The organism is Photorhabdus thracensis (assembly GCF_001010285.1).
Taxonomy (GTDB): Bacteria; Pseudomonadota; Gammaproteobacteria; order Enterobacterales; family Enterobacteriaceae; genus Photorhabdus; species Photorhabdus temperata.
This window is the reverse complement of the sequence record NZ_CP011104.1, coordinates 2,776,481-2,799,037: the sequence shown is the minus strand read 5'-3', so window position 1 is coordinate 2,799,037 and position 22,557 is coordinate 2,776,481. Positions and strand designations below refer to the sequence as shown.

27 protein-coding genes and 2 pseudogenes are annotated in these 22,557 nt (G+C 44.5%); 8 read left to right on the top strand and 21 right to left on the bottom strand.

What is annotated here, in order from left to right; translation table 11 throughout:
* Positions 1–10 precede the first annotated feature (10 nt).
* The 8 genes from VY86_RS12160 to VY86_RS12125 form a co-directional block, all read right to left on the bottom strand.
* On the bottom strand, positions 11–466 hold the full coding sequence (locus VY86_RS12160) for a phage protein (protein ID WP_046975130.1): 456 nt from the start codon (positions 464–466) through the stop codon (positions 11–13).
* Positions 463–1,587 (bottom strand): DUF2586 domain-containing protein, encoded by a 1,125-nt coding sequence (locus VY86_RS12155; RefSeq protein ID WP_191214946.1) that lies wholly within the window; start codon positions 1,585–1,587, stop codon positions 463–465. Before VY86_RS12155 ends, VY86_RS12160 begins: the two co-directional genes overlap by 4 nt.
* 20 nt (positions 1,588–1,607) lie before the next feature.
* Entirely contained in the window at positions 1,608–2,285 is a 678-nt protein-coding gene (locus tag VY86_RS12150) for a phage protein (RefSeq protein WP_046975128.1), read from the bottom strand.
* Complete coding sequence (locus VY86_RS12145) at positions 2,282–2,779, bottom strand: phage tail protein (RefSeq protein WP_046975127.1); 498 nt, start codon at positions 2,777–2,779, stop codon at positions 2,282–2,284. Before VY86_RS12145 ends, VY86_RS12150 begins: the two co-directional genes overlap by 4 nt.
* On the bottom strand, positions 2,776–3,228 hold the full coding sequence (locus VY86_RS12140) for a head completion/stabilization protein (RefSeq protein ID WP_046976848.1): 453 nt from the start codon (positions 3,226–3,228) through the stop codon (positions 2,776–2,778). Before VY86_RS12140 ends, VY86_RS12145 begins: the two co-directional genes overlap by 4 nt.
* 122 nt (positions 3,229–3,350) lie before the next feature.
* On the bottom strand, positions 3,351–4,052 hold the full coding sequence (gpM, locus tag VY86_RS12135; RefSeq protein WP_082111227.1) for a phage terminase small subunit: 702 nt from the start codon (positions 4,050–4,052) through the stop codon (positions 3,351–3,353).
* The gene (locus tag VY86_RS12130; RefSeq protein ID WP_046975125.1) at positions 4,052–5,083 is read right to left on the bottom strand and encodes a phage major capsid protein, P2 family; all 1,032 of its coding nucleotides are present in this window, start codon (positions 5,081–5,083) and stop codon (positions 4,052–4,054) included. The genes gpM and VY86_RS12130 overlap by 1 nt, the downstream gene beginning before the upstream one ends.
* A gap of 32 nt (positions 5,084–5,115) precedes the next feature.
* Positions 5,116–5,946 (bottom strand): GPO family capsid scaffolding protein, encoded by an 831-nt coding sequence (locus VY86_RS12125; protein WP_046975124.1) that lies wholly within the window; start codon positions 5,944–5,946, stop codon positions 5,116–5,118.
* Positions 5,947–6,104: 158 nt separating this feature from the next.
* Here VY86_RS12125 and VY86_RS12120 point away from each other — a divergent pair, with 158 nt between their 5' ends.
* From VY86_RS12120 to VY86_RS12110, 3 genes are read left to right on the top strand one after another with little or no spacing between them, the layout of a single operon-like run.
* Positions 6,105–7,883, top strand: coding sequence for a terminase large subunit domain-containing protein (locus tag VY86_RS12120; RefSeq protein ID WP_046976847.1), 1,779 nt, complete (start codon positions 6,105–6,107; stop codon positions 7,881–7,883).
* The gene (locus VY86_RS12115; protein WP_046975123.1) at positions 7,883–8,929 is read left to right on the top strand and encodes a phage portal protein; all 1,047 of its coding nucleotides are present in this window, start codon (positions 7,883–7,885) and stop codon (positions 8,927–8,929) included. Before VY86_RS12120 ends, VY86_RS12115 begins: the two co-directional genes overlap by 1 nt.
* A 35-nt stretch (positions 8,930–8,964) precedes the next feature.
* Positions 8,965–9,234 carry an Ogr/Delta-like zinc finger protein gene (locus VY86_RS12110; RefSeq protein ID WP_046975122.1) on the top strand — a complete coding sequence of 90 codons (270 nt, stop codon included), beginning with the start codon at positions 8,965–8,967 and terminating at the stop codon, positions 9,232–9,234.
* Positions 9,235–9,515: 281 nt separating this feature from the next.
* On the opposite strand, the gene VY86_RS12100 is transcribed toward VY86_RS12110, so the two are convergent.
* The 8 genes and pseudogenes from VY86_RS12100 to VY86_RS12070 all read right to left on the bottom strand — a co-directional run bounded on the left by VY86_RS12100 (position 9,516) and on the right by VY86_RS12070 (position 14,053).
* Complete coding sequence (locus tag VY86_RS12100; RefSeq protein ID WP_046975120.1) at positions 9,516–11,732, bottom strand: replication endonuclease; 2,217 nt, start codon at positions 11,730–11,732, stop codon at positions 9,516–9,518.
* Between the two features lie 25 nt (positions 11,733–11,757).
* A complete protein-coding gene (locus tag VY86_RS26530; protein WP_420800627.1) occupies positions 11,758–11,958 on the bottom strand; it encodes a DUF3850 domain-containing protein in 201 nt (66 codons plus the stop codon).
* A gap of 54 nt (positions 11,959–12,012) precedes the next feature.
* Complete coding sequence (locus tag VY86_RS12095; RefSeq protein ID WP_046975119.1) at positions 12,013–12,276, bottom strand: hypothetical protein; 264 nt, start codon at positions 12,274–12,276, stop codon at positions 12,013–12,015.
* The gene (locus VY86_RS12090; protein WP_046975118.1) at positions 12,269–12,499 is read right to left on the bottom strand and encodes a TraR/DksA C4-type zinc finger protein; all 231 of its coding nucleotides are present in this window, start codon (positions 12,497–12,499) and stop codon (positions 12,269–12,271) included. The genes VY86_RS12095 and VY86_RS12090 overlap by 8 nt, the downstream gene beginning before the upstream one ends.
* On the bottom strand, positions 12,492–12,695 hold the full coding sequence (locus VY86_RS12085) for a DUF2732 family protein (RefSeq protein WP_046975117.1): 204 nt from the start codon (positions 12,693–12,695) through the stop codon (positions 12,492–12,494). Before VY86_RS12085 ends, VY86_RS12090 begins: the two co-directional genes overlap by 8 nt.
* 79 nt (positions 12,696–12,774) lie before the next feature.
* Positions 12,775–13,128, bottom strand: coding sequence for a DUF5347 family protein (locus VY86_RS12080; RefSeq protein WP_052760828.1), 354 nt, complete (start codon positions 13,126–13,128; stop codon positions 12,775–12,777).
* A gap of 146 nt (positions 13,129–13,274) precedes the next feature.
* Positions 13,275–13,785, bottom strand: a pseudogene (locus VY86_RS12075) (phage regulatory CII family protein).
* Between the two features lie 28 nt (positions 13,786–13,813).
* Positions 13,814–14,053, bottom strand: a complete 240-nt coding sequence (locus tag VY86_RS12070; protein WP_046975116.1) for a hypothetical protein — start codon at positions 14,051–14,053, stop codon at positions 13,814–13,816.
* Positions 14,054–14,175: 122 nt separating this feature from the next.
* Between VY86_RS12070 and VY86_RS12065 the strand changes: the two genes are divergently transcribed.
* From VY86_RS12065 to VY86_RS12050, 4 genes and pseudogenes are all read left to right on the top strand, one after another.
* Positions 14,176–14,760 (top strand): phage repressor protein CI, encoded by a 585-nt coding sequence (locus tag VY86_RS12065; protein ID WP_046975115.1) that lies wholly within the window; start codon positions 14,176–14,178, stop codon positions 14,758–14,760.
* A gap of 1 nt (position 14,761) precedes the next feature.
* Positions 14,762–15,208: a hypothetical protein gene (locus VY86_RS12060; RefSeq protein WP_046975114.1), complete on the top strand. Its 447-nt coding sequence runs from the start codon at positions 14,762–14,764 to the stop codon at positions 15,206–15,208.
* The gene (locus VY86_RS12055) at positions 15,195–16,259 is read left to right on the top strand and encodes a phage integrase (protein WP_046975113.1); all 1,065 of its coding nucleotides are present in this window, start codon (positions 15,195–15,197) and stop codon (positions 16,257–16,259) included. The genes VY86_RS12060 and VY86_RS12055 overlap by 14 nt, the downstream gene beginning before the upstream one ends.
* A gap of 49 nt (positions 16,260–16,308) precedes the next feature.
* Positions 16,309–16,671, top strand: a pseudogene (locus tag VY86_RS12050) (TroA family protein); the annotation flags it as partial.
* A 989-nt stretch (positions 16,672–17,660) separates the two neighbouring features.
* Here the strand turns inward: VY86_RS12050 and hemW are convergent.
* Genes hemW through VY86_RS12025 form a run of 5 tightly spaced genes read right to left on the bottom strand, consistent with a single transcriptional unit; the run spans position 17,661 to position 21,513 of the window.
* The gene (gene hemW / locus VY86_RS12045) at positions 17,661–18,791 is read right to left on the bottom strand and encodes a radical SAM family heme chaperone HemW (protein WP_046975112.1); all 1,131 of its coding nucleotides are present in this window, start codon (positions 18,789–18,791) and stop codon (positions 17,661–17,663) included.
* Entirely contained in the window at positions 18,784–19,377 is a 594-nt protein-coding gene (locus VY86_RS12040; RefSeq protein WP_046975111.1) for an XTP/dITP diphosphatase, read from the bottom strand. Before VY86_RS12040 ends, hemW begins: the two co-directional genes overlap by 8 nt.
* Before the next feature lie 26 nt (positions 19,378–19,403).
* A complete protein-coding gene (locus VY86_RS12035; RefSeq protein WP_046975110.1) occupies positions 19,404–19,952 on the bottom strand; it encodes a YggT family protein in 549 nt (182 codons plus the stop codon).
* 18 nt (positions 19,953–19,970) lie between these two features.
* Positions 19,971–20,792 (bottom strand): pyrroline-5-carboxylate reductase, encoded by an 822-nt coding sequence (gene proC, locus VY86_RS12030; protein ID WP_046975109.1) that lies wholly within the window; start codon positions 20,790–20,792, stop codon positions 19,971–19,973.
* A gap of 25 nt (positions 20,793–20,817) precedes the next feature.
* Positions 20,818–21,513: a YggS family pyridoxal phosphate-dependent enzyme gene (locus VY86_RS12025; protein WP_046975108.1), complete on the bottom strand. Its 696-nt coding sequence runs from the start codon at positions 21,511–21,513 to the stop codon at positions 20,818–20,820.
* A gap of 21 nt (positions 21,514–21,534) precedes the next feature.
* Between VY86_RS12025 and VY86_RS12020 the strand changes: the two genes are divergently transcribed.
* Entirely contained in the window at positions 21,535–22,554 is a 1,020-nt protein-coding gene (locus VY86_RS12020) for a type IV pilus twitching motility protein PilT (RefSeq protein ID WP_046975107.1), read from the top strand.
* Positions 22,555–22,557 lie beyond the last annotated feature (3 nt).

Sequence of the window (22,557 nt, the reverse complement as noted above, 5' to 3'; positions counted from 1 at the left end):
ACACGCCTCTTTACCCTATCAGGCTTTGTGTCAATTCCGCTTCCAGATAGGGAATGCCATTAATGCGCACAAAATCGGGACTGGTCACCACAAATTTCACTTTATGCGTCATGACACTGCCGCCTTTCGGATCAACGTCCAAAATGTCGCTGACAATCAGCTTGCAGCCGTAAGCCTCAACTTTGATTTCTTCGTTACCGGCCTTGGCATACCACATCAAATCGACGGGCTGAATACCCCGCCATGAACCCACCGCGCGCGCTTTAGCGGTCACCATCTCCAGATATTTGGTACTGAGTTCAATCTCCCCCTCTGCCGCCACATCACCGGAGATATAACCATCCGGTACGCCCTGTGTTTGGGCGGCGGCGGTGTTGTCCGTAATGGACAAATTGACCTTTTCCGCATGAACCAGATCCCCGTCCATATTAAAATCAACCGACTGGCCTGAAATACGTTTGCTCATGCGGTTTTCTCCAGACTACTATCCAGCAACAGACTCACCGAGATCCCTTTCGGACATTCGTAAGTACGAACAGTGATATAAATTTCCACCGTGTTTTTATTACGCCATGTAATCACCACGTCTTCATCTTTCGGGGATTTCACTTCCCCCGGAAAAGTCACGCCGTTAATTTCAGTACTGCGCGACATTTCACGCAAGGTACGGGCGAAGTATGCCTGATGCGTTGCGACACTGCCCGGCGTGCTGTTTAAGCTACGGTCGGCAATTTTAGCGATAGCCTGCAAACGCACCCGACGCGCTACTTTATCGACAACCCGCAAGTTTTCGATACTCTGGTAGTCTCCGCCTTCTACGTCCAATGTGCGACCATCTGACCAATACATGCCATCATAATCGGGATACCACATCGGCACACTGAAACGCAGTTTTTCCAGTGCCTGCAAGGTTGCCAGATCAATCGGCTGATCTGTGCCATCTTTTGGAAAATCGGTTGAACCCAAATCCATCAACGCCCCGGTTTGTACCCGTGCGGGACTATCCGCCACGGTGACAGTGCGGTTACATAAACGCCCTGCCAATACGCCCGCCTCATTGCCCCACAGACACGGCACCAGTTGCACCGATGCCACAGCTTCGCCCTTTTGTAGCTCTGCCAGACGGGCGACATAATCCGTCCAAGTCTCTTTTGCCTGTGTGCCATCAACCGCCAGAATGGCCCACTGCCAGCGACCAAATTTAGCCATCGTGTTGGCTCGCAAGGTTTGCGCGGCTTTAATGATGGCTTTGGTTGCGCCGACCGTCAGAGTATAGCCCTCAATACTGGCTATACGCTGCGCCGACGTCACCGCCTCAACAAACGCCAATTCATCCGCCGATCCCGGCAATACATGGATATACCCGGACCAGTTTTGCCCCGCATTTGCCATTGCGGCCAGTATATGACGCTTGAGGGCGGTTTGTGCCGTTCCCAGTACAGAATCAAAGTCCGTCTGGGTATTAACCGCAATGGTTTTACCTACGTTGGTTTTTCCCGTCCCAACGAAAAGCAAGACTCGCTCAATTTCCCTTGTTTTGCCTTGCAGTTGATTAACCTGGTTAACCTGAACATGTGGCCACATAATTTAATCCCTTATCAATGCGCTTAACCCACACCGTATCCAATGCCTTGCAACTGGCGAGCCAACGCTTGACTGAATTCTTCATCATTGATACCTAAGAACTTACGGGCAGGAACTTCAATCATCCATGAACGTTTAACCGTCCCGCCGCTCAGTTCGCGGATCAATACCCCTGCCTGAATAAATTTCATATTGGCGGTAATTTCCTTTATCGGGGGCTTCCGCCAGCGTTTATCCTTCTTAACCTGATAACCCAAATCCCGCAGTTTTTTCGCCTGCTTAATGGTTGCCATGCGCTCACGATCAACGCGCTTTTGCACTTGCCGCCGACTGACCTGAATACGCATCCCGTTTTGCTGTGCATACCCCACAACACCCGCAGGAACCTGTTGTTTTCCATTCCGGTAATGCCCGCCTTGCAGGTAAATGCGCACGGCGTTATTTTCCGGCATTTCCCGAATATGCAAGAGCTTCGGCATGTTCCTGAGCATTTTCTTGCGCCACGGGCTTTTTCTGGCTGTCCATCGCCCACCATCCGGTGATTGCTGATTGCGCACATTGCGTTTTGCCGCCTGGATCACCCCGTATTTCGCAATCCGCCATAACAGGCGTTGGCGCTTTTTCGAGGGTAGTTCAAGGTCACTCAGTGCGTTTTGCAGTGCCTTAAACTGATTTCGGTTTAACTGCCCATGCATCATTATTGGCTTTGTCCAACGGGTGCGCCTGACTCATTCACACCATGCACAACACCCTTTTCAGCAAACCAGATTTCAGTATCAGCCAGCCTCCAGCGCTTACTCTCAAAGGGGACGATGCCGTTTTTATCTTCACGCATGACAACAGGCTCTGACAGTGACAACGACACTACAACTACAGCGGTTTCCTCATCCACTTCAACGGTCATCGCTGGCCGTTCCGGCTCCAGATTGACATCCCCTAACTCATTGCCCTGCTCAGTCAGCCACACATCTATTAACAATGGGACATATCGCGGATCAAACTCTCGGTATGGGAAACGCCCCCAGGCAATCACCGCCTCATACTGCTGGATAAACATCTGGTATTGCCCCAGACCTAAATCCCGTTGCGCAGGAATAAAACGAATTTCATCCATTTCACTGGTAAATTCTATCTTACAGAGACGCTCTGGCAGGTTTTCCCGCAAAAATGCCGTTAAATGATGTAATTTGCTCATATCATGCGTACCGTTGTGCGACCGTATCCCTTCATATTGCGGATAACAAAAGCCGCTTCCGCTAATAAACGGGGACGTAGTTCAGAACTTTCTTGTGGCGGATGAGGGGCACGACTGACAATAGCTGTGTATTCTCCCAACAGATCCGCTTTTGCCCTGGCATAAACAGCCTTTTTATACTGACCCACTAACGCATTAACGCCATTGATAGCAATGCCTGGCACATTGGCCGCTTTCTGATAGCCTTTTGCCTGCAATCGGACTTTCAGACGCTGTAAGTCAAGATTGATTTCAGCGGCACTTGCCAGCAGTGCATGGGCTAACAGATCATTATCTAAGTCAGCCGGAATATTGCGGTTCACCTGAAATTCGCGCAGATTCAAATCCGGCCAAAAACCATCATTGATCAACGGTTCATCCCGATAATCGAGGGTGTTACCACTAAACATCTCGCCTCTCTCATCCATAAAAAAGCGGGCAGCCCGGTTTCCACGGCCATGAGCAATCCTTGCCATGCCTCCACCGCGCCCGCTCCGGCTTGCGGTAGTCATTGTTTATCGTGGTATCGCTATTAGGTTGTCAATGCCCGTAAACGGGCGGCAATCCGTTGCCGATAAGTTTTTACGCCTGCTTTCGGGTTGCACTGATGCGCTTTTGATAACCAGATATCCGCCTGCTCCAGCACATCCCACCTATCAACCGAACTCACCTTAATGTCGGCGTTATCCCCTTTCAGTAGGTTCAAGGCAGCAAATTTGTAGTATTTGGCCTTAATTTTTTCGTGTACTTTCCATTTACCCGTGACATTCTGAAATGTCCTTGAAAAATAGGGCTCAACACTATTCCCGGTGTCGGCTTCCACCTGTGCCCAGAGTAAAACCGTGTCGGCAACAAAGGCCGGAAAGCTACTGCGAAAATTGTCGGGGGTGAGCTGCCCTTGCTCAATGGCGATATCGGCCCAATCCAATCCTTTGGCAAAATCCCCAATATCAAATAACCAGATCACGCAGTAAGCAAAAATTGGGTTACGGTAAATTTCCCCCTCGGCTAAGTAGCGCTCCGCCGTAGGCAGATAGTTGGGCAACAATTCCCGCTTTTTCATCTCTACCCGTTCCGCCGTTAACGCCAACTGACGTAACCGCTTAATATCCTGCTCAATAACGCGGGCTTGCAGATGCATACTCGCCCCCTCTGCAATCGCAACCGCTTGTTGCCGTGCCAGTTTCTGGCGAAGTTCAACCGCAGCCCTGTGTCGTTGAGCAGGTGATAGCATCAATCTATACCTAGTTTTTCAGCAGGTTCAGCGACGGTGCCAATCGTTACGGCATTCTCATCATAGGCAGCGTACAATTCCGGTGTTTCAATCGCGTAGCCCTCATTGCGCAGGTATTTATTTTCAAATTGTTTACGGTCATCCACAAATTCCGCCTTACGCTGGCGTGTATTACGCTGTGTCAGAATTTGCAAGTTAGGCAGCATGGTGACTGACATACGTTTACCCGGCATAAATGGCGGGATAATGGCCGGACGTCCAGCAATGGAACTCCCTAACATTTGCGCCGCGATTTTTTCAGTCGGTTTATTTGCCGCCTGATATAATCGATATTGTTCAGCCGCCACTAAATCAGCACCGACCAGTACCACCAAACGTGGATCATGCCTGAATTGCTGCGGAATACAGGCGTTAATCAGATCTGACGCCATCGCATCCAGTGAGGTAAAATCACCGTGCTCATCCAGTTTCACCGGTGCAGTAATCACCTGCTTGCCGTCATTCCATTCTTTGGCGATTTGATGCCAACCCATGTTCACATCTTCACCATTCGGATTGGCTTCTGGGTCGGTGGTCTCCGCCACTCGCTGGCCGTTAAAACCAACCCGGATCATATCCAGTGCAAAAGATTCATGAGTGAATACCTGCATACGTTGGAAAAATTCACTTTCTGAACCTGAGTTTGCCCAGACAGATAACAAATCCCAGGGCAAGGCGGCGCCGGAATCGGTTTCAACTAAGCTGTATTTATTGCCGTCAATCCCCGTTTTACGCATAAAGCGGCCATCTTTTTTGCGCCCGGTGAATAACCCTGGATTGCCGACTGACACCACCTGGCCGGAAAGGTGATCCACATCCGCACAGGTGATCATGCTGAGAAATTCCACGGATTCCAACAACGCGCTGCGCAAGGCGGTTTCTTTTGGGTCAGTCAGCGAAAAGTAACGTGATGTGTCTTCAACCCCGTAGGATTCGGCTAACCCCGCCGCATATTTCTGCAAAAATGTCCGTGCCTGATGATTCAATTGCATAGCTCTTCCCTTTGCCTTTTTCCATCATGGAATTACAGAAATTTAAAAGGCTCGTTTTTGTCGCCTTTTGGGTTACGCGATGGTAAGCGGGTAGCAATACCGTCCAATTTGTTAAACTTTTTTAGAATATCGGGCAAACTGTCACGTAAACGCGCAAATGCTTCGGTATCGACAACCGCTTTCATTGTCTCGACATCTTCCTGAACGTCTGCAACTTCCTGCTCGGTCGATTCCTGCTTACCCTCAAGCGTGGTAATTCGCGCTTCTAAATCTGCTACAGCCTGGGCCAGCGCCTGCAACGCATCATCGCTTGATGGTTTTGATTCGATTTCTTCTGGCTCTTCAATGTTAAAAAAGCTTTTCCATCCTTTTTTGGCCTTTGTCATGCCGTTATCCTTAACGTGTTTAACCTCATCAATAACCAGTGGCTTATACGCACCGAATCGACGATGTTTGTTCCTTTTTTTAAATTGCAGACGCGTTGTGCCCACGCTGGCGGGTGAGTCAGTCACTGCCAGTCCTTCCAGATATGTTTTGCCGGTTCCGCGAAAATTGCCATCAGACGTAAGTTCAACAGAGGTAAACAGTAATTGTCCCTCTCGATTGGCCTGTAACAAATGATGATTGGGTCGCAGTTGCGCATATAAGCGTAAAACCCCGCCATCATCTCGCGCTGCTTTGACGGCTAACACTTCGCCCATTGCACCGAACCCACGTTCATGTTCCGGCCAAATGCGGGCAGTGTACAACTCTGGGTTATAGAGTTCGGCAGCCTCTAAAATCCATTGAGGTTCCATTACTCGGCCATCAACCGTGTCGCCCTCCGTGGCAATACATATCCAGTTAGTCATTAACTGAGACATATTTAATTCCTTCCATTTGAATCAAATACAGTATTGCGGATTCAATAAAATGCTGCGAATGGTTTAATTCTGATGAATTCGGATATAACGCCATAACCCATTCAGGCCGAAATTGAATGCGCGTCAGGATACATTTAGCCCGGCATAATATGATTGCTATGGCTAAATACTCCGATGAACTAATCAATGTCGCCCGTTCTTTATACCTACGGCGATATACTCCGGCAGAAATTGCCCGTGAATTAAATCTGCCGAATCGGCGGATCATTTACTATTGGGCGGAAAAATGGCATTGGGCAGATATGCTCAACCATGAAAGTGTTATCGAGGCCATTAACCGCCGAATTGCCGTGCTCAGTGAACGCAACAATAAAACCTCGCTGGAATTAGACGAACTCGACCGATTAATTGCACATCATATAAAACTGATGGCACAGGAAAATAAGCATAAAGAAAAGCTGGCCGAAATTAAGGCGCAAGAAAAATCAGGCGGTGATTATATCCCATTCAGTGAGGATGAACCCAAGAAAAAGAAACGCTATCGTAAAAATGATATTTCGACACTGACTAAAGAAGATTTTCAGCAGTTTGTCGATGAGACGCTTTTCGGCTATCAAAAACATTTACGCAATAATCTGGCAAAACAGATCAGAAATATTCTCAAAAGTCGGCAAATCGGTGCAACCTGGTATTTCGCCTTTGAGGCATTCGAAAATGCCGTATTAACGGGCAATCCTCAAATATTCTTATCCGCCTCAAAACCACAGGCAGAAGTTTTCCGCTCGTATATCGTTAATATCGCTGAACACTTCTTCGGTGTAACGCTGACAGGCAACCCTATTCGGCTCAGCAACGGTGCCGAACTGCGTTTTTTATCAACCAATAAAAACACGGCACAATCCTATTCCGGTCATTTGTATTGTGACGAATATTTTTGGGTACCTGATTTTAAACGCCTCAATGAAGTTGCCTCCGCAATGGCAACCCATGACAAATGGCGTACCACCTATTTTTCAACCCCCAGCGCCAAAACGCATCCCGCCTATCCATTTTGGATGGGTGACGAATGGCGCGGCAATGATCCCAAACGTAAGAACATTGAATTTCCCTCATTTGATGAATTACGTGATGGCGGTCGCGATTGCCCGGATGGTCAATGGCGTTACGTCATTACGCTGGAAGATGCCATTAAGGGCGGATTCAACCTGGCATCCATTGAAAAACTGCGGAACCGTTATAACCCAGACACATTTAACATGTTGTATCTGTGTATGTTTGTTGATAGTGGCGCATCTGTTTTCAAATATCACCAACTAGAAAAATGCGGCGCGGATATCCATCTCTGGGAAGACCATGATCCCAATGCACCGCGTCCTTTTGGGGATCGCGAAGTCTGGGGCGGTTTTGACCCGGCCCGTTCTGGCGATACTTCAACCTTTGTGATTATTGCCCCGCCCATGATGGCGCCCGAAGTTTTTCGGGTATTGGCAACGTTCTATTGGCAAGGCATGAACTGGAAACATCAGGCGAAACTGATTGAAAATCTCTTCAAGCGCTACAAATTTACTCATATCGGTATTGATACCACGGGGATTGGTCACGGTGTCTATGAAATGGTGCAGGACTTCGCCCCCCGGCAAGCCCACGCTATCCACTACAACCCGCAAAGCAAAAACCAACTGGTCATGAAAATGATTGATGTGGTCAGTGAGGAGCGTATCGAATGGGATGTGGAACAAAAAGAAATTCTGGCCTCATTTCTGGCTATTCGACACACCACGACGAAAAAAGGCGGCAGCATGACCTTTGTCGCTGACCGTTCGCGGGAAACCGGACACGCTGACGTCTTCTGGGCAATCGCTCATGCCCTGATGAATGAGCCGTTAAATTACGACAAGAAACGCACCTCTAAATACACATTTGCAAAGGCTGCATAATGAAGAAAAAGTTAAGGAAAACCCGCGCACATTCCCCACGTACAAACGGCCGTCAACGGCAAATGAGCTTAATCACGTTGGGCAAACCTGAACCGATACTCACCACCAGAACGGATTATCAAAATATCTGGTATGACAATGACTATGACCATTACACACTACCGATTGACCGTTTAGCCCTGGCACAACTGACCAACATGAACAGTCAACACGGCGGTGTACTCTATGCCCGTCACAATATGATTGCCTCGGATTATGTCGGCGGCGGACTGTCCCATGAACAATTCAAGTCAGCCGTGATTAATTTCCTGATTTTCGGTGATGTCGCCATTCTGAAAGTCCGTAACTTCTGGGGTGATGTGGTCGCACTGGCGGTCTTGCCCTCCCTATACCTACGCCGCCGTAAGGATAAATATTTTGTGGTCTTGCAGGAGGGGGAACCGTTGGTTTACTCACCGGAAGAAGTGATTTTCATCAAGCAGTATGACCCGCAACAGCAAGTTTACGGATTGCCGGATTATATTGGCGGTATTCATGCCGCCCTGCTCAACGCTGAGGCCACCATTTTCCGTCGTCGTTATTACCACAATGGCGCTCACACTGGCGGTATCATTTACACCAATGACCCGAATATCTCTGACGAGACCGAAGAGGAGATCATACGCAAGCTTCACCAAAGCAAAGGCATTGGCAACTTTGAAACCCTGTTCGTAAACATTCCCAACGGCGACCCTGACGGCATTAAATTTATTCCGGTGGGTGATATCTCCGCCAATGATGAATTTGCCAATGTGAAAAGTATCAGCTCTCAAGATGTGCTGACCGCTCACCGATTCCCGGCGGGACTGGCTGGCATTATCCCGACCAATGTCGGCGGGTTGGGTGATCCGGAAAAAGCCCGTGAGGTCTATCGCCAGGATGAAGTTATCCCCGTTCAAAATATGTTCATGAATGCGATAAATACCTATGATGTGCCCGAAATATTACATATCCGTTTTAAACAAGATCGCGTAAGTTCGTGTGCAAAACGCGCAAAAAACAGGTAAAATTACCGAAAATGGATACTTTGGGAATGAGGAATATGCGCGTATTAAAAATTATCTGCCCTGAGTGCGGTGCTAAGGCGGTTATTCGCAAGACGAATCGGAAGCACCGTGAAATTGCTGATCTGTACTGCGCGTGTTCCAGTGTTGAATGTGGTTATACATTTGTTATGAATTTGACGTTTTCGCACACGCTAAGTCCCAGTGCAAAAACGGGTGATAAACTGTTGCAGACCGTGATTAACAACCTCAACCCGCAACAGCGTCAAATGGCATTGGATTTATTAAAAGTTCGCCCTACTGCGTAATTCTGAGCCACTACTTAGTGGCCTTTTAGTTTTTACATTTGAGATTATTTCTTTTCTGACCTGCTCAGCCAGTTCTGCAATCCAATCAAATGCGACTTGCCGTTCTCGACTAGTGCAAATACCTGAATTACCAACTTTAGCAATCAATTCAATCCGTTCCAACACGGCCAACTTATCCAGATAATCTGACATCATATTTTTACCGTTCCATTAACTGTATTTATATACAGTTTAATTTAATATAATTAACAAATGCATCAATTTCATTGAGAAATAATTAGTTATGTGACCTCAATCGGCCCTTGGTTAATTTTTCGCAACATAGTCAAATAATGACCTTTTGGATCACGGAATATCCCGGAAATATCAACCCCCAATTTTTCACTTAACCTACTCATTATCATTTTTGTTGTTTCAGTATGCGTTTTTTTAACTTTATGTAGATGACCGAACATAGATAAACAATAACGCTGTCCATCTATGGTCATACTCCCCCCCTCCAGTAACGAATGTGCCAGCACATCACTCATCTCCAAACTCTGTAATTTTGCCGATTCATAAACTCGCTGTATTTTTTCCTTCTCACTCATTTGATGCCAACCGTAATAGAATTCATCTAAATACAGATCACTTCCTTGACTAACCGTATTTCGTGCCTCCGTACAGTTATTGACAGAACTCCAAGAGGAAGAAAAAACCACACCCTCACCCGCAGATACCGGGCTGGATTTAGGGACCATCCTCCATTTCACAGTACGGGTAACAAAAGAAGAGGATTCGCCCAGACGGGGCGAGTAAATACCGGAAATACGCTGAACATCCTCACCGTAAATATTGCCTTCCTCGGTGACCTCATAAGCAAGGCGCACAGTGAGATCTTTGCGGGCAACCAATGCACCGCCCTGAAATTCGGTATAGGCTGACCAGTTGCCAATATCCGCCGCAAAGCGAACGTTATCCATATCCTCATCAGGCAAAATCTGTTCGTCACCACTTAAGCGACGCAGTTCACGCCAGACAGAAACCGGAGCACCACCAATCTGCTGGAATTGACGGATGCGCCAACGACTCGCCCAGGCAGAAACCGAACGGGACATATCCTTAAGAAGTTGGCCTGTTTCCCCATCCTTTTCGCCATCCAGCGCGTAACCATCAATATTCTTTGAGATGTATTTGGCGATATAGCCCGTGGCCGAACCTTTTGCCTTATCGATAGGCTTCACATGGAAACGCGCCTTGAGTGCCTTTTGTCCCTGTAATTCCTCTGAATCTTCCAACCGGGCGTAATAACACATAATGTCGCGCATTTCATCGACATGCTCAGGGCGCATAAATAGCAGCATATGCCAATGTGGCGTTCCGTCATGGTGAGGTTCAACAACACGAAAACCGAATACGCTGATCCCCGCACGGGAATAAGCCGCCCGGATTTTTGCCCAGACCTTACACAAATACTTTTGTGTATCCTTTGGGGTCGCACCGTTCCAGTTTTTCACAAAACCGCCACCACTATGTACAGAGTGATATTTAGAAGGGGCTGTAATAGTATAAAAATCTCCCACACAGCCCATTTCGTTAGCCAAGTCCTCAAATCCGCGCATACGGATCATGAGTTCACAACGGCGAACGGCAGGGTTTGCAATGCTGCCCAAGACCTTATCGCTTAACGAAACTCGCTCCCCATCTTCATTCTCTAAATCGAACGATTGCAGAAACTCCCAATTTAGCCGCTTCTGCTCTGTCCATTCATGTAAAGTCTGACGTGAAACATAGGATGAAACCGCTTTTTGTACCTGTCCGACAGCAATTGCAATATGTTCGGCACGAATATCACGTATCCGCTTTAAACGGATGTACCACCATTGATCTGACATCATGCGCAGCAATCCCGCACATAGTTGGTCTTCTGTGGGTTTAATTCGACCTTTTGCAAATTGCTGCCAATATGGGGCTATCGTTCCCGCTTGCTGTGTCAATTTAGCCAAACGGGTATAGACATGAATTAATCTACGGCAAGCGTCCTGCTCATTCTGTAGGGCCTGTTCAACATATTGGTCGTAACTCTCAGCCATAAACCGCGCAATCTCATGCGCAAGCTGTTTTATTTCTTTACGTCCTAATGTTGGCAATTGTTCCAGTGATTCGATAAACGGGAACGGCATAACACCAGATACAATATGCTGGAACTCGTATTGTTCATTGACCAATTTTAACCGTGGTAATACGTTCTCGCAGAACTGACGTAAAAACGTATTAGCCCGGCGGCGACCAGATTGATTGAAAATATTGGCGTAACGTGTTGCAAGGTAGATCGCCAGTGAATGCGGCACATTCTCAAGATATTGATGCCGCCATGCATAATCGTTAGGGTTCGCCTCCCACATAATACGTTCAGCCAGAGTTGCATCATTCGGCAACCCTGGCTGAAATTCTATACTCTGGCGATACATTGAACGCAGTGCATCGCCGTTATTTTCTTCTTTTCTTTCAATATTCATGTTACAAACAATTAACGGGAATTAATTAAAATAAAAGCAAAACAAATTCTTCCGCTATCTGCGGATACAAATCTTTATTAATTACCGTTACATTTGTTATTTTTCCTGAAATCAATCTTCCTATGAAATTTCCATTGTCACCAATTTTATTCAATGCAAGAAAATCACCTGTTTTATATTCTTGATCATTTACTCTAAATTCTGCTTTTTTCTCTCCGTTATCAATAGCTATAAAATAAACTCTTTTTTAAATGATGAGTTTTGTTTTTCACTTTCATGATTATTCACCCTCACGAAAGAAAAAATTCGGTGATAGCGATGTAAGTTCATATCTGATATTTCCATATGGATAATCACAGCTAACATCATCTCTTATGACAGAATTAACGATAAAGGTTTTAACCCTAACGCCTTTATATTCACGTAAAATAACAATATCGTTTTCCTCAATTACAGGCATAAATACCGATACATCAATGCAAAGCTGACTATCTGACACAATGCAATCAAAATTTTTAGTTGTTAGATCATGATATCTAGTCATCCCACACACTCCGATAATGTTTCTGTTCCATCTCGAAAACTTCCTGACAGGAAACACAACGGGTAACACCCATGACTTTCATCCGTCGCTCTGATGAGATTAATTCCCCACAATCTTCACATTCAAACGTAGAAACACTCACAGGGCGGTTTATATGCCTTAATATTTTGCGTTCCAGTGTTTCCTCTGCATGTTGACAAGCTTGGTCGATAACATCAGACATAGTGCCACTCCTGGGCCTGACGCTCGACGTTCTCAGATTCACGTTGCAAAAGCGCTGCACTGGCCGCATGATCCATTTTATTTTTCAAAACATGAACGGACAGTTTTGCTAAACGGAATGAAAATAAATCTGCATAATGTTTACGTTCATCCTCCCGCACCTTTTTTATTAACTGCTCAATACCTGTAGCTTTCATTTATTAATTTCCTTGTTTTTGGTAATAAAAATCCCTGACGTGTTAGCGCCATTAAAATTAGAACGATAGTTATTTTTATTTAGTTCGGCAACGATAAATTATTGGGTAATAATACACTCGTTGCCTTGATAATATTTATTGCTCGTATCAGACTAATCATTTCTTCACGAGTTAATTCATTCAATGCCAGTTCATGCCTATTGGTTGGTATACGTGCTATGTAGAAAATGGCAGCTAACACGCGTTTATTATCCACATAGTTTTCGCTACGTTTATCTCTCATCTCATTAATAAAGACACTTAACTCTTTATTATCAGATTTGAAATATTGTGCCCTGACTTGAGCAACTTTATTTAATCCATTAACCCGCGTTTCAAAAGATATTGAGAATGCACGTTGTTCGCTTGATTCAAATTGATATTCCGTGTTCATGTAAACCTCATCGAATCAGGAACAGAATAAAATAAGCAAAAGCACATAGAACGATTGGATAGATAAACCTATCTTTTTGGGGTTTAAATGATTCACCAGTCAATTTATATTGGTGTTCTTGTTGCTTTAATGCGTTCATGCTGACCTCACACTAACAATGCTCCAATACCTGCAACAACATCAACCACCGAACTAGACGCAGGCATTAGAATGCAATCTTGATGAAATGGTAATACCCACTAAAGTTAATAATCTGATCGCATTATTAACCGTCCTCTTAAACTCAGCCACACGGGTATGATTGAAATGACCTCCCGAAACAACAGCACTTGCCAGTTTTCCCACTTCTGCCGTTACACCTAACAAATAATTCGACATGTTGGAATCACAAATCTCATTCACCGGTACCGATGGCTGACACCGCAACTGCTCCAGTAATCCATCCAAAATAGATGCGTCTTGCGTTACATCGGTTAACTTCATTAAGTCAACACAAGTCAGTATGTGAGGCTGTTCAGGATTTAGCTTGTTACGCAGCATTTGCGGATTCATTCGGATAGCTCCCGAAATTTGAGCTAAGTTGCCCCTATGAACGTTGGCGAATGCCCGGCAAGCATGATCAAAGTGTGCTTGTTTGGAAACTTGATAATCAAACATTGCTGTTTTTCTCCAAAAGCGAAATGCTTTACTCGTATTGCGTGTTAAGTGAAATTTGGACACTAGTTGCGCTTAATGCTTCAACTGCCAGAGCCATCATATTGATAAGCACTTTACCGCGTTTCTTATCAATGGATTTTTCACGAACGGGTAAGCGACCATCTCTAACCATGTCGCGGGCAGTCGATATAGACATGGCATGACGGCGGCAATATTCTTCAATTGGAAGGAATGGCTCAGTGACAGTGATTGTAAAGATAGGTCTCATGGGGCAAAATCCTCTTTTAGCTTTAGTCTTATCAATATTCGTTTATATTCGTTCATATTCACTATAACCTACAAAGTGAATTATGCATTCGCTTAAAGACAAAAATCAAGAGGATTTTTAGCTTGAATCTACAAATAGATTTAACCAAAGGCGGCGACAAGGTTCTTGACCGTATCATTGAGGCTTATGGGTTCTCTACAAAAATAGCCCTAGCAGAACATTTCGGTATCGCCAGTAGTAGCTTAGCAATGCGTTATAAACGCGGATTTTTCCCCTCAGATATCGTTGTTCAATGCATGGCTGAGACTGGCGCAACTTTAGAATGGTTAGCTACTGGTCAAGGAAGAAAATTTAATGATGAAGAAATCGACATGCTAAAATTACCTAATAATAAGCTGATTGATGGAAAACTCTATCAATCAGGCTATGTCATGTTCGATAAGGTGATGTTTACTGCTGGTATTCCCTTTCCTTCTGATCCTTTCTGTGTTCTGGATTCCAAAACTTACTACATCATTGATCGTGGGTTTGCAGATGTTTATGATGGCAAATGGTTGATTAAGATTAAAAACAAAATCAGTATTCGCGAGTTAACCCGTATCCCTGTTAGACGTGTCCGAGTTTCCGGTGTTGGAATGGCATTTGATTGTGATTTAGATGAGATCAATGTACTAGGGAGAGTTGTTAAGAAAATAAAGGATTATTAAAATGAAAATTATAATCACAACAATAAAAATTGTTTCACTTACCTTCTTAGTGCTGTTTTTTATTTCTGGATTAGGTTTCCGTTTCGATACCGAACCTAAAAATAAGAGTGTCGTCAAAGCCATGCTGTTTATTTCCGGCTCGGTTCTTTGCTTTTTATTTTATCGTTGGATTTATCTACCACGCAAGGGTAAAAAGGAGAAAGAAGAAAAAAGTAATAACCTATCTATAAGAGAACGATGGTCCCTTATAAAAAATAAATTTTCTGCTGAATATGAGAAAGCAAAGAAAGAATCAAACGAGCGCGAACCAACTAAACGCAATTCAAACTCCGACGCTGAGCCAAGTCTTTACAGCACGTCAAATGGTGAAGCCATTATCTGGGAAGGTACATCCAAGCCTGATTGGTTAACTAATGTGGTCGGTATCGATAGCTATGGCAATAAATAAGCAACCAAATGGCAAATGGCTAGTTGAGCTTTACCCCAACGGCAGGAACGGGCGAAGAATCCGTAAACAGTTCACGACCAAAGGTGAGGCGCTCTCTTATGAGCGCCATATATTAGATGAAACTGTAGACAAGCCTTGGCTCGGAGAAAAGCAAGATAAACGTCTTCTTTCTGAGCTGGTTGATATCTGGTATCGAGCACATGGCATAACCCTAAGTGATGGCAAAAACCGCAAACAAAGAATGCTCTTTGCTTGTAAAGAAATGAGTAATCCCCTTGCAACCGAATTTGATACTAAGTTGTTTTCTGTTTACCGAGAGAAAAGGTTAAATGGGAATGCTAACAAATTAAAACCTGTCACTCCTAGTACCGTTAATAATGAATTAGCATATTTCCGTGCTATGTTTAATGAGTTATACAGGCTCGGAGAATGGAACAAAGAGAATCCATTGAAAAACATCAGAGCGTTCAATACTGATGAAACGGAAATGGCTTTTTTATCAAATCAACAAATTATTACCCTGCTGGATTTCTGCGCACAAAGCACAGCAAAAGATTTGTTGATTATCGTCAAAATTGCTCTATCTACAGGTGCAAGATGGTCTGAAGCTGCGGGATTAACTGGCTCACAAATCACGCCTTATAAGATAACGTTCACTCAGACTAAAGGGAAACGTAATCGTACTGTTCCGATAACTAAGGAGCTATACGATGAGATACCAAAGAGGAAAGGGAAATTGTTCAGCTCCTGCTATTCAGCTTTCCGTAGGGCTGTCAAACGAGCTGGTATAGAGTTACCATCTCACCAATCGTCCCATGTAATGCGCCACACATTCGCATCACATTTTATGATGAGCGGAGGCAATATCATTGTCCTGCAAAAAATACTGGGACATACCGACATCAAAATGACAATGCGGTACGCACATTTTGCACCTGACCATCTGAATGATGCCTTGATATACAACCCGTTATCGCAGTTAAAAAATGGCGACAAGGTGGCGGCAGAGAACTTAAAACCTCAGCGTTCATCAGCACTTGCCGTTTCATAATTCATTGATAAATATGCATTTAATTGATTTCCCTATGGTATTCACAGGATTAGAATTATTGCATAACGCAGATAAATTAATGCTGAATAACCAGAGCGTCGTGTTTAATGTGGTTAAGACACAGAAAGCGGAAGTGCTTATTCCGGTTGGTGAGGATAAAACCAAACGCATTATGGTGACTTCCGACATGATTGCTCAGGCTAATCCAGATGTGATTCTCATTATTGATCGCAGCGAAGCAATTGGTGCCGGTAAACTTGATAAAGCGAAGTTTGAAGATGATAAAGTAAAATCTACTTCTGCATATAAGAATAGCAAAATTACTTATCTGAAATCTGATCTGTGGTATTTATCTGGTGGTGGTTTGGAAAGCTTAACTGCACAAATTAAAGCTGTTGAGGATGCTCTTTAATCATGCCGCTTTTTCTATAGTTGAATTTAAGCAGTGATTGAAGTTCTATAATATGTTGTTTTAGAGCCTATCCCAGTAGCCTTAAATGGGATAGGCTGTTAGTTTGACAGTTAATATTACCGGTGATTGTTAGGTTTAAAGATTTTTTAAAGCGGGTAAAAAATTCGATGTTATGCTGACAATGGAAGAGAAAATATCAGGAAAAACGGGTTTTAAATTGATTAACAAGGTTAATCAAATAATAAAAACATGAGATTATATTAAAACGTTTAACAGAGTTAACTATATAACGGAAAAATAACTATCGCATTTAATAGTATTAAAAACCATTAAAAAAATAGGCTTTGATTTTAATACCATTGGTATCTCTTTTACTCTCTCTGGTTTTAAACCTAAAAAATAAAATACAGGAAAAGGAAAAACAAGAAAACCCTTCATTTTTTGGCACCCACAATTTTCTTTTTATTGGTGATTAACTCAGCTATCTATCAGTTAAGGGTTAAAAAAACAGGCGCTCCATTAATACCAGCTTTTATAACCATTTAAAAATGCGAATATATAGATTAAATTTTTTATATCAGGAGCAGATTTAACTCAATAAACGTGCTTTTCAGAAGTATAATGAATTGCGTTTAATCGAAGCCCATTAAACATTAATGAAAAGTTGAAAAGAAATCAGCACGTAAAAGAATATTATCTAAACAGACTGATATTCAGATGCTTTCTCACCGTCATTTTACGAAGCAAGCCATAAAAATAATGAAATAAAAAAAGAATAATGGATTGGTCAGCAGCCTGAGCGGGGTGCTTAGTTGCGATGAAGCAGGAGTCAGACATTGAGTAATCAGTCGTCACTACCTAATGGTGAACCCCTACTGAAGTTCAGTAAGGGGCAATGTATTATGAATAAACTCGAAACCAGTGTCGGTATCGATTTTATGCATAAGATGATCTTTGTGGAACTGAATTTTTCGAAGGCAATTTTTGCATTAAATAAACAGTTCCAATAATGAATTCAGGAACAGTTTCCCTTTCTGCGTAATTTGCCAATGTGTTGCTGTTTCAGAGAGATAACCCGCGGCTAAGGCTCGATCAATTTGATTGCGGATTGAACTTTCCGATAATCCGGTGAAATCACTGAAATCTTGTTTTGGCATGGCTTCCAGTAAACGGAACCGGTTCATAAAAAATTCAAATGGCCGATCTTCATTTTCTACCTGATGCTGTTTATCCAGATAGCGCCCTTGCATATATCCGCGGGGATGTTTGGTTTTTACTGTACGCAGAATACGGCCATCTTCAAAGGTGATTTTTCCATGAGCGCCACAACCAATACCAAGATAATCGCCAAAACGCCAGTAGTTGAGATTATGCTGGCATTGATAGCCTGGTTTGGCATAAGCAGAAGTTTCGTATTGCTGATAACCTGCTGCTGTCAGCAATTGATGCCCTTGTGAAAAAATATCCCACAAAGCATCATCGTCAGGCAGAACCGGAGGACGGGAACCAAAGCTGGTATTCGGCTCAATAGTCAGTTGATACCACGAAAGGTGCGGTGGTGATAACGCAATTGCCTGATGTAAGTCATCCAGTGCTTCATCAAGGCTTTGGTTTGGCAAACCGTGCATCAAATCCAGATTAAAACTGCGTAGCCCCAGACTGGCGGCTAAATGTGCTGCCTGTTTGGCTTCATCCGGCCCGTGAATACGGCCAAGACGCACCAGTTTATCCGGGCTGAAACTCTGGACGCCAATGGATATTCGGTTAATGCCGGCTTGCTGATAACCACTGAAACGGTCGGCTTCCACTGTACCCGGGTTGGCTTCCATAGTAATTTCAGCTTGCGGCGATACTGGCAGGAGAGTACGAACACCATCCAGTAATTGTTGCATCCCTTGTGAACTGAGCAGGCTGGGGGTCCCACCACCAATAAAGATAGTGGTGATTTCTCGACCGTTGACCATTGGCAGATCCGTTTTCAGATCTGCTAATAAATGGTCGACATATTCCTGATGTGGAACATCACCTTTCAATGCATGGGAGTTGAAATCACAGTAAGGACACTTTTGTACACACCACGGAATGTGGATATAAAGACTCAGTGGTGGAAGCTTAAGCATTACGCAGTGTATCCAACATCATTTTCAGTGCTTGACCGCGGTGTGAAACCGCATTTTTTTGTTCACCACTTAACTCAGCCGCAGTACAGCCTAATTCTGGTACGTAGAAGATGGGATCGTAACCAAACCCGCCATTACCGGCAGGTTCACGAGCAATAATCCCCGGCCAGCGGCCATGAAAGACCAGAGGAGTGGGATCTTCTGCGTGGCGCATATAAACCAGCACACAATTAAACTGAGCCTGACGTTGATCATCAGGAATATCTTTCATCGTATCCAACAGTTTTGCCAGATTTTGCTGATCGGTAGCATCTTCACCCGCATAACGGGCTGAATAGATGCCAGGAGCGCCGCCAAGGATATCTACGGATAAACCGGAATCATCAGCAATCGCTGGCAGGCCGGTAATTTGTGCCGCGTGACGGGCTTTAAGAATGGCATTTTCAATAAATGTCAGCCCAGTTTCTTCGGCGGAATCTACGCCTAATTCAGTTTGAGCAACGATATCCAGACCAAAATCAGCCAGTAATTGCGCCAATTCACGAACTTTTCCGGGATTGCCGGTTGCCAGAACAACTTTTTGCATTATTTTGAACCCAATTTAATTCTTATTTACTGTATCAGCCATGAGAGAACATCAGCGCGGAGATAGTTCAGCGCGTAGAGGATCAAAATGACGATCATTGCGGAGAAATCAAGGCCACCCATTGCCGGGATAATACGGCGGATAGGTGCCATCAGTGGTTCTGTCAGTTGCATCAGAGCGTAGTCAATCGGATTGCGGCCCTGGCTTATCCAGCTTAACAGAGCACGCGCCAGCACCAGCCAAAATACCAGCTTGCCTGCGGCTGTTAGCAGTTCAATTAACCCGATAGGGATGAAAAGTGTGAGGAAGGTAAACGCTCCGGTACTGAACCAGAGTTGCATGGTTAATTTAAGCAGTACCAGAGCATAGGCTATAACAACGGAAGCGGTATCAAGCGGACCAATAGCCGGGAGCACACGGCGCAGTGGCCGAACGACCGGCTGAGTAATTTTCACGACAAACTGGGCAAATGGGTTGTAAAAATCACAACGGGCCCATTGCATCCATACTCGAAGTAATAAAACAACGATGTATAAATCCAGAATGGTGAACAGAATAAAAGTTAAAAATTGCATTTAGCAGCCCTGATAAAATTAAAATTGTTTTTCTATTTCCTGTGCGCGGCGAATAGCTGCCTGCATGGCACTGGATACGATTTCCGGCAATTTGCCTTCATAAAAAATGTGCAATGCTTTCGCAGTGGTGCCACCTTTAGATGTTACCTGCTCGCGCAGGGTTGCAAAAGGGAGATCTGCATTTGATGCGGCCAGCGCCGCAGAACCGGTTGCTGTTTGCAAAACGATTTCACGGGCTGTTTCACTGTCAAAACCTAAGCGTTCTGCCTCCTGTTGCATTGATTCCATGAACAGGAAGAAATAAGCGGGGGCACTACTTGCTGTGGCGATAATATCATTGATGCCGTTTTCATCTTTTACCCAGTGGGTTTTACCGACGCTGTTCATCAATGCTTGAGTGAAATCACGGTCAGACTGACTGACTTGCTCAGGCGCGAATAATCCACTCAACCCTTGACCGACTAATGCCGGGGTGTTTGGCATGATACGAACAATGTTGAGTTTGTCTTGTAATAAGACGTTAAAGCGTGCAACAGAAATTCCTGTTGCGATAGACAAAACCAATTTGTTACTGAAATCTACCTGCTCCTTTAGCGGCTGGCAGGCATCTGCCATTACTTGCGGTTTTACCGCCATAACAACAACATCGGCTTCCTGTGCGCAGCGAATATTATCACTGCTGCTGTTGACGCCATACTCCTTTGCCAGTACATCGCGGCGAGCATTGCCAGGAGCGCAGACATTAATCAGTTCAGCAGGGTAGCCTTCTTTTACCAATCCGGCAATGATGGCGTGAGCCATATTACCTGCACCAATAAAAGTAATTTTACGTTTTTCCATTAAATACCTCGTAGCATTGATATGGTTAATTGTGATACTGACGTGCACCGAAAATTGCCGTCCCGATCCGCACTAATGTGGAACCACAATTAATGGCGGCAGCCATATCATCAGTCATCCCCATTGAAAGGGTATCTATTTGAGGATATTGAGTTTTCAGGTTAAAGAAAGCCTGTTCCATTTGCCTGAAAACCACCAATTGGCGTTCATAGTCGGGCTCCGGTGCAGGGATTGCCATTAAACCACGTAGCTTCACATTCGGCAGTTTGCTTACTTCGGCTGCCAGAGTGGGGAGTTCAGCAAGTTGAATACCTGATTTGCTCTGTTCATCACTGATATTTATTTGAATAAGAATATTCAGCGGTTCCATTCCCTCTGGGCGTTGTTCGCTCAAACGCTGTGCTATTTTCAGGCGGTCAACGGTATGGCACCAGTTAAAATTTTCTGCCACCAGACGACTTTTATTAGACTGTAACGGACCGATAAAGTGCCATATCAAATCATTACGATTTGCAAAATAAGCAATTTTTTCTACCCCTTCCTGTACGTAATTCTCACCAAATTGGCGCTGGCCGGCAACGATTGCTTTTTCGATATCTTCCACAGGCTTGGTTTTACTGACTGCAAGCAGAGTAATTTCTTCTGGAGAGCGTTCGCATTTCTGTGCGGCAACGGCTATGTGGGTCCTGACATCTTGTAAGTTTTGTTCAATATTGTTCATAGTGACTCAGGAGATTAAAAAATGAATATGGATAAGCTAGTGGCCCTTAGTGTAAAGCATAATGCTTCTGATCTGCATCTTTGTGTTGGGCAAGCTCCTGTATTACGTATAAATGGTGTGCTTTATCCACAAACTCAACTGCCATCTGTAAATAATACTTTGTTGGAAGAGTGGAGCAGGCAGTTTCTATCAGAATATCAGTTAGAACAGCTATCAGTTTGTGGACATGTGGATTTTGCGATGGAGACAGAAAGCCACCAACGATTAAGAGGCAACATTTTTCGTCAGCAATCGGGGCTGTCAGTTGTTCTGCGCTTAATTAGCTCTCAGTGTCCAACTCTGGAACAGCTAAAAGCACCTGAAATTGTCCGGGAAATGATTTTACGGGAAGAAAGTGGATTGATCCTGGTGACCGGCGCCACAGGCAGCGGGAAATCGACAACCTTAACCGCTATTGTGGATATGCTGAACAGTCATTGTTGTCAGCACATTATTACATTGGAAGATCCTGTGGAGTTTATTCACCACAGCCGCAATTGTCTGATACAACAACGACAAATCGGATTGGATTCCTCCAGCTATCAGGAAGCGCTGAAAGGTGCTCTTCGGCAGGATCCTGATGTATTGTTGTTGGGTGAGCTACGGGATAAGGAGACAATACGTCTGGCATTAACTGCGGCAGAAACAGGGCATTTGGTATTTTCAACTTTGCATACCAGAGGCGCAGTACAAGCAGTTGATCGGCTGGTGGATATATTTTCGGCGGAAGAAAAAGGATGGGTACGCAGTCAGCTTGCAGGGAGTTTGAAGGCTGTGATAGCGCAGCAATTGGTTTCTGCACAGGATGGAGGACGGATCGCTGTGTATGAAGTGTTGGTGGTTAATCAGGCGGTCAGTCATCTGATACGGGAAGGCAAAAATCATCAAATAACAACGCTTATGCAGACCGGTGCTGCCAGTGGGATGCAAACCTATGAGCAAGGCTGGCAGCAGCGTAAATTACAGGGATTATTGGCAGAGCAGACGGAGGTTAACAGTTAATCG

Bases quoted from the DNA above. Each gene is read 5' to 3' on its own strand.
- VY86_RS12160 (WP_046975130.1), bottom strand. From the start codon at position 466: ATGAGCAAACGTATTTCAGGCCAGTCGGTTGATTTTAATATGGACGGG.
- VY86_RS12145 (WP_046975127.1), bottom strand. From the start codon at position 2,779: ATGAGCAAATTACATCATTTAACGGCATTTTTGCGGGAAAACCTGCCA.
- VY86_RS12140 (WP_046976848.1), bottom strand. From the start codon at position 3,228: ATGTTTAGTGGTAACACCCTCGATTATCGGGATGAACCGTTGATCAAT.
- gpM (WP_082111227.1), bottom strand. From the start codon at position 4,052: ATGCTATCACCTGCTCAACGACACAGGGCTGCGGTTGAACTTCGCCAG.
- VY86_RS12130 (WP_046975125.1), bottom strand. From the start codon at position 5,083: ATGCAATTGAATCATCAGGCACGGACATTTTTGCAGAAATATGCGGCG.
- VY86_RS12125 (WP_046975124.1), bottom strand. From the start codon at position 5,946: ATGTCTCAGTTAATGACTAACTGGATATGTATTGCCACGGAGGGCGAC.
- VY86_RS12120 (WP_046976847.1), top strand. From the start codon at position 6,105: ATGGCTAAATACTCCGATGAACTAATCAATGTCGCCCGTTCTTTATAC.
- VY86_RS12115 (WP_046975123.1), top strand. From the start codon at position 7,883: ATGAAGAAAAAGTTAAGGAAAACCCGCGCACATTCCCCACGTACAAAC.
- VY86_RS12110 (WP_046975122.1), top strand. From the start codon at position 8,965: ATGCGCGTATTAAAAATTATCTGCCCTGAGTGCGGTGCTAAGGCGGTT.
- VY86_RS12100 (WP_046975120.1), bottom strand. From the start codon at position 11,732: ATGAATATTGAAAGAAAAGAAGAAAATAACGGCGATGCACTGCGTTCA.
- VY86_RS12095 (WP_046975119.1), bottom strand. From the start codon at position 12,276: ATGACTAGATATCATGATCTAACAACTAAAAATTTTGATTGCATTGTG.
- VY86_RS12090 (WP_046975118.1), bottom strand. From the start codon at position 12,499: ATGTCTGATGTTATCGACCAAGCTTGTCAACATGCAGAGGAAACACTG.
- VY86_RS12085 (WP_046975117.1), bottom strand. From the start codon at position 12,695: ATGAAAGCTACAGGTATTGAGCAGTTAATAAAAAAGGTGCGGGAGGAT.
- VY86_RS12080 (WP_052760828.1), bottom strand. From the start codon at position 13,128: ATGAACACGGAATATCAATTTGAATCAAGCGAACAACGTGCATTCTCA.
- VY86_RS12070 (WP_046975116.1), bottom strand. From the start codon at position 14,053: ATGAGACCTATCTTTACAATCACTGTCACTGAGCCATTCCTTCCAATT.
- VY86_RS12060 (WP_046975114.1), top strand. From the start codon at position 14,762: ATGAAAATTATAATCACAACAATAAAAATTGTTTCACTTACCTTCTTA.
- VY86_RS12055 (WP_046975113.1), top strand. From the start codon at position 15,195: ATGGCAATAAATAAGCAACCAAATGGCAAATGGCTAGTTGAGCTTTAC.
- hemW (WP_046975112.1), bottom strand. From the start codon at position 18,791: ATGCTTAAGCTTCCACCACTGAGTCTTTATATCCACATTCCGTGGTGT.
- VY86_RS12040 (WP_046975111.1), bottom strand. From the start codon at position 19,377: ATGCAAAAAGTTGTTCTGGCAACCGGCAATCCCGGAAAAGTTCGTGAA.
- VY86_RS12035 (WP_046975110.1), bottom strand. From the start codon at position 19,952: ATGCAATTTTTAACTTTTATTCTGTTCACCATTCTGGATTTATACATC.
- proC (WP_046975109.1), bottom strand. From the start codon at position 20,792: ATGGAAAAACGTAAAATTACTTTTATTGGTGCAGGTAATATGGCTCAC.
- VY86_RS12025 (WP_046975108.1), bottom strand. From the start codon at position 21,513: ATGAACAATATTGAACAAAACTTACAAGATGTCAGGACCCACATAGCC.
- VY86_RS12020 (WP_046975107.1), top strand. From the start codon at position 21,535: ATGAATATGGATAAGCTAGTGGCCCTTAGTGTAAAGCATAATGCTTCT.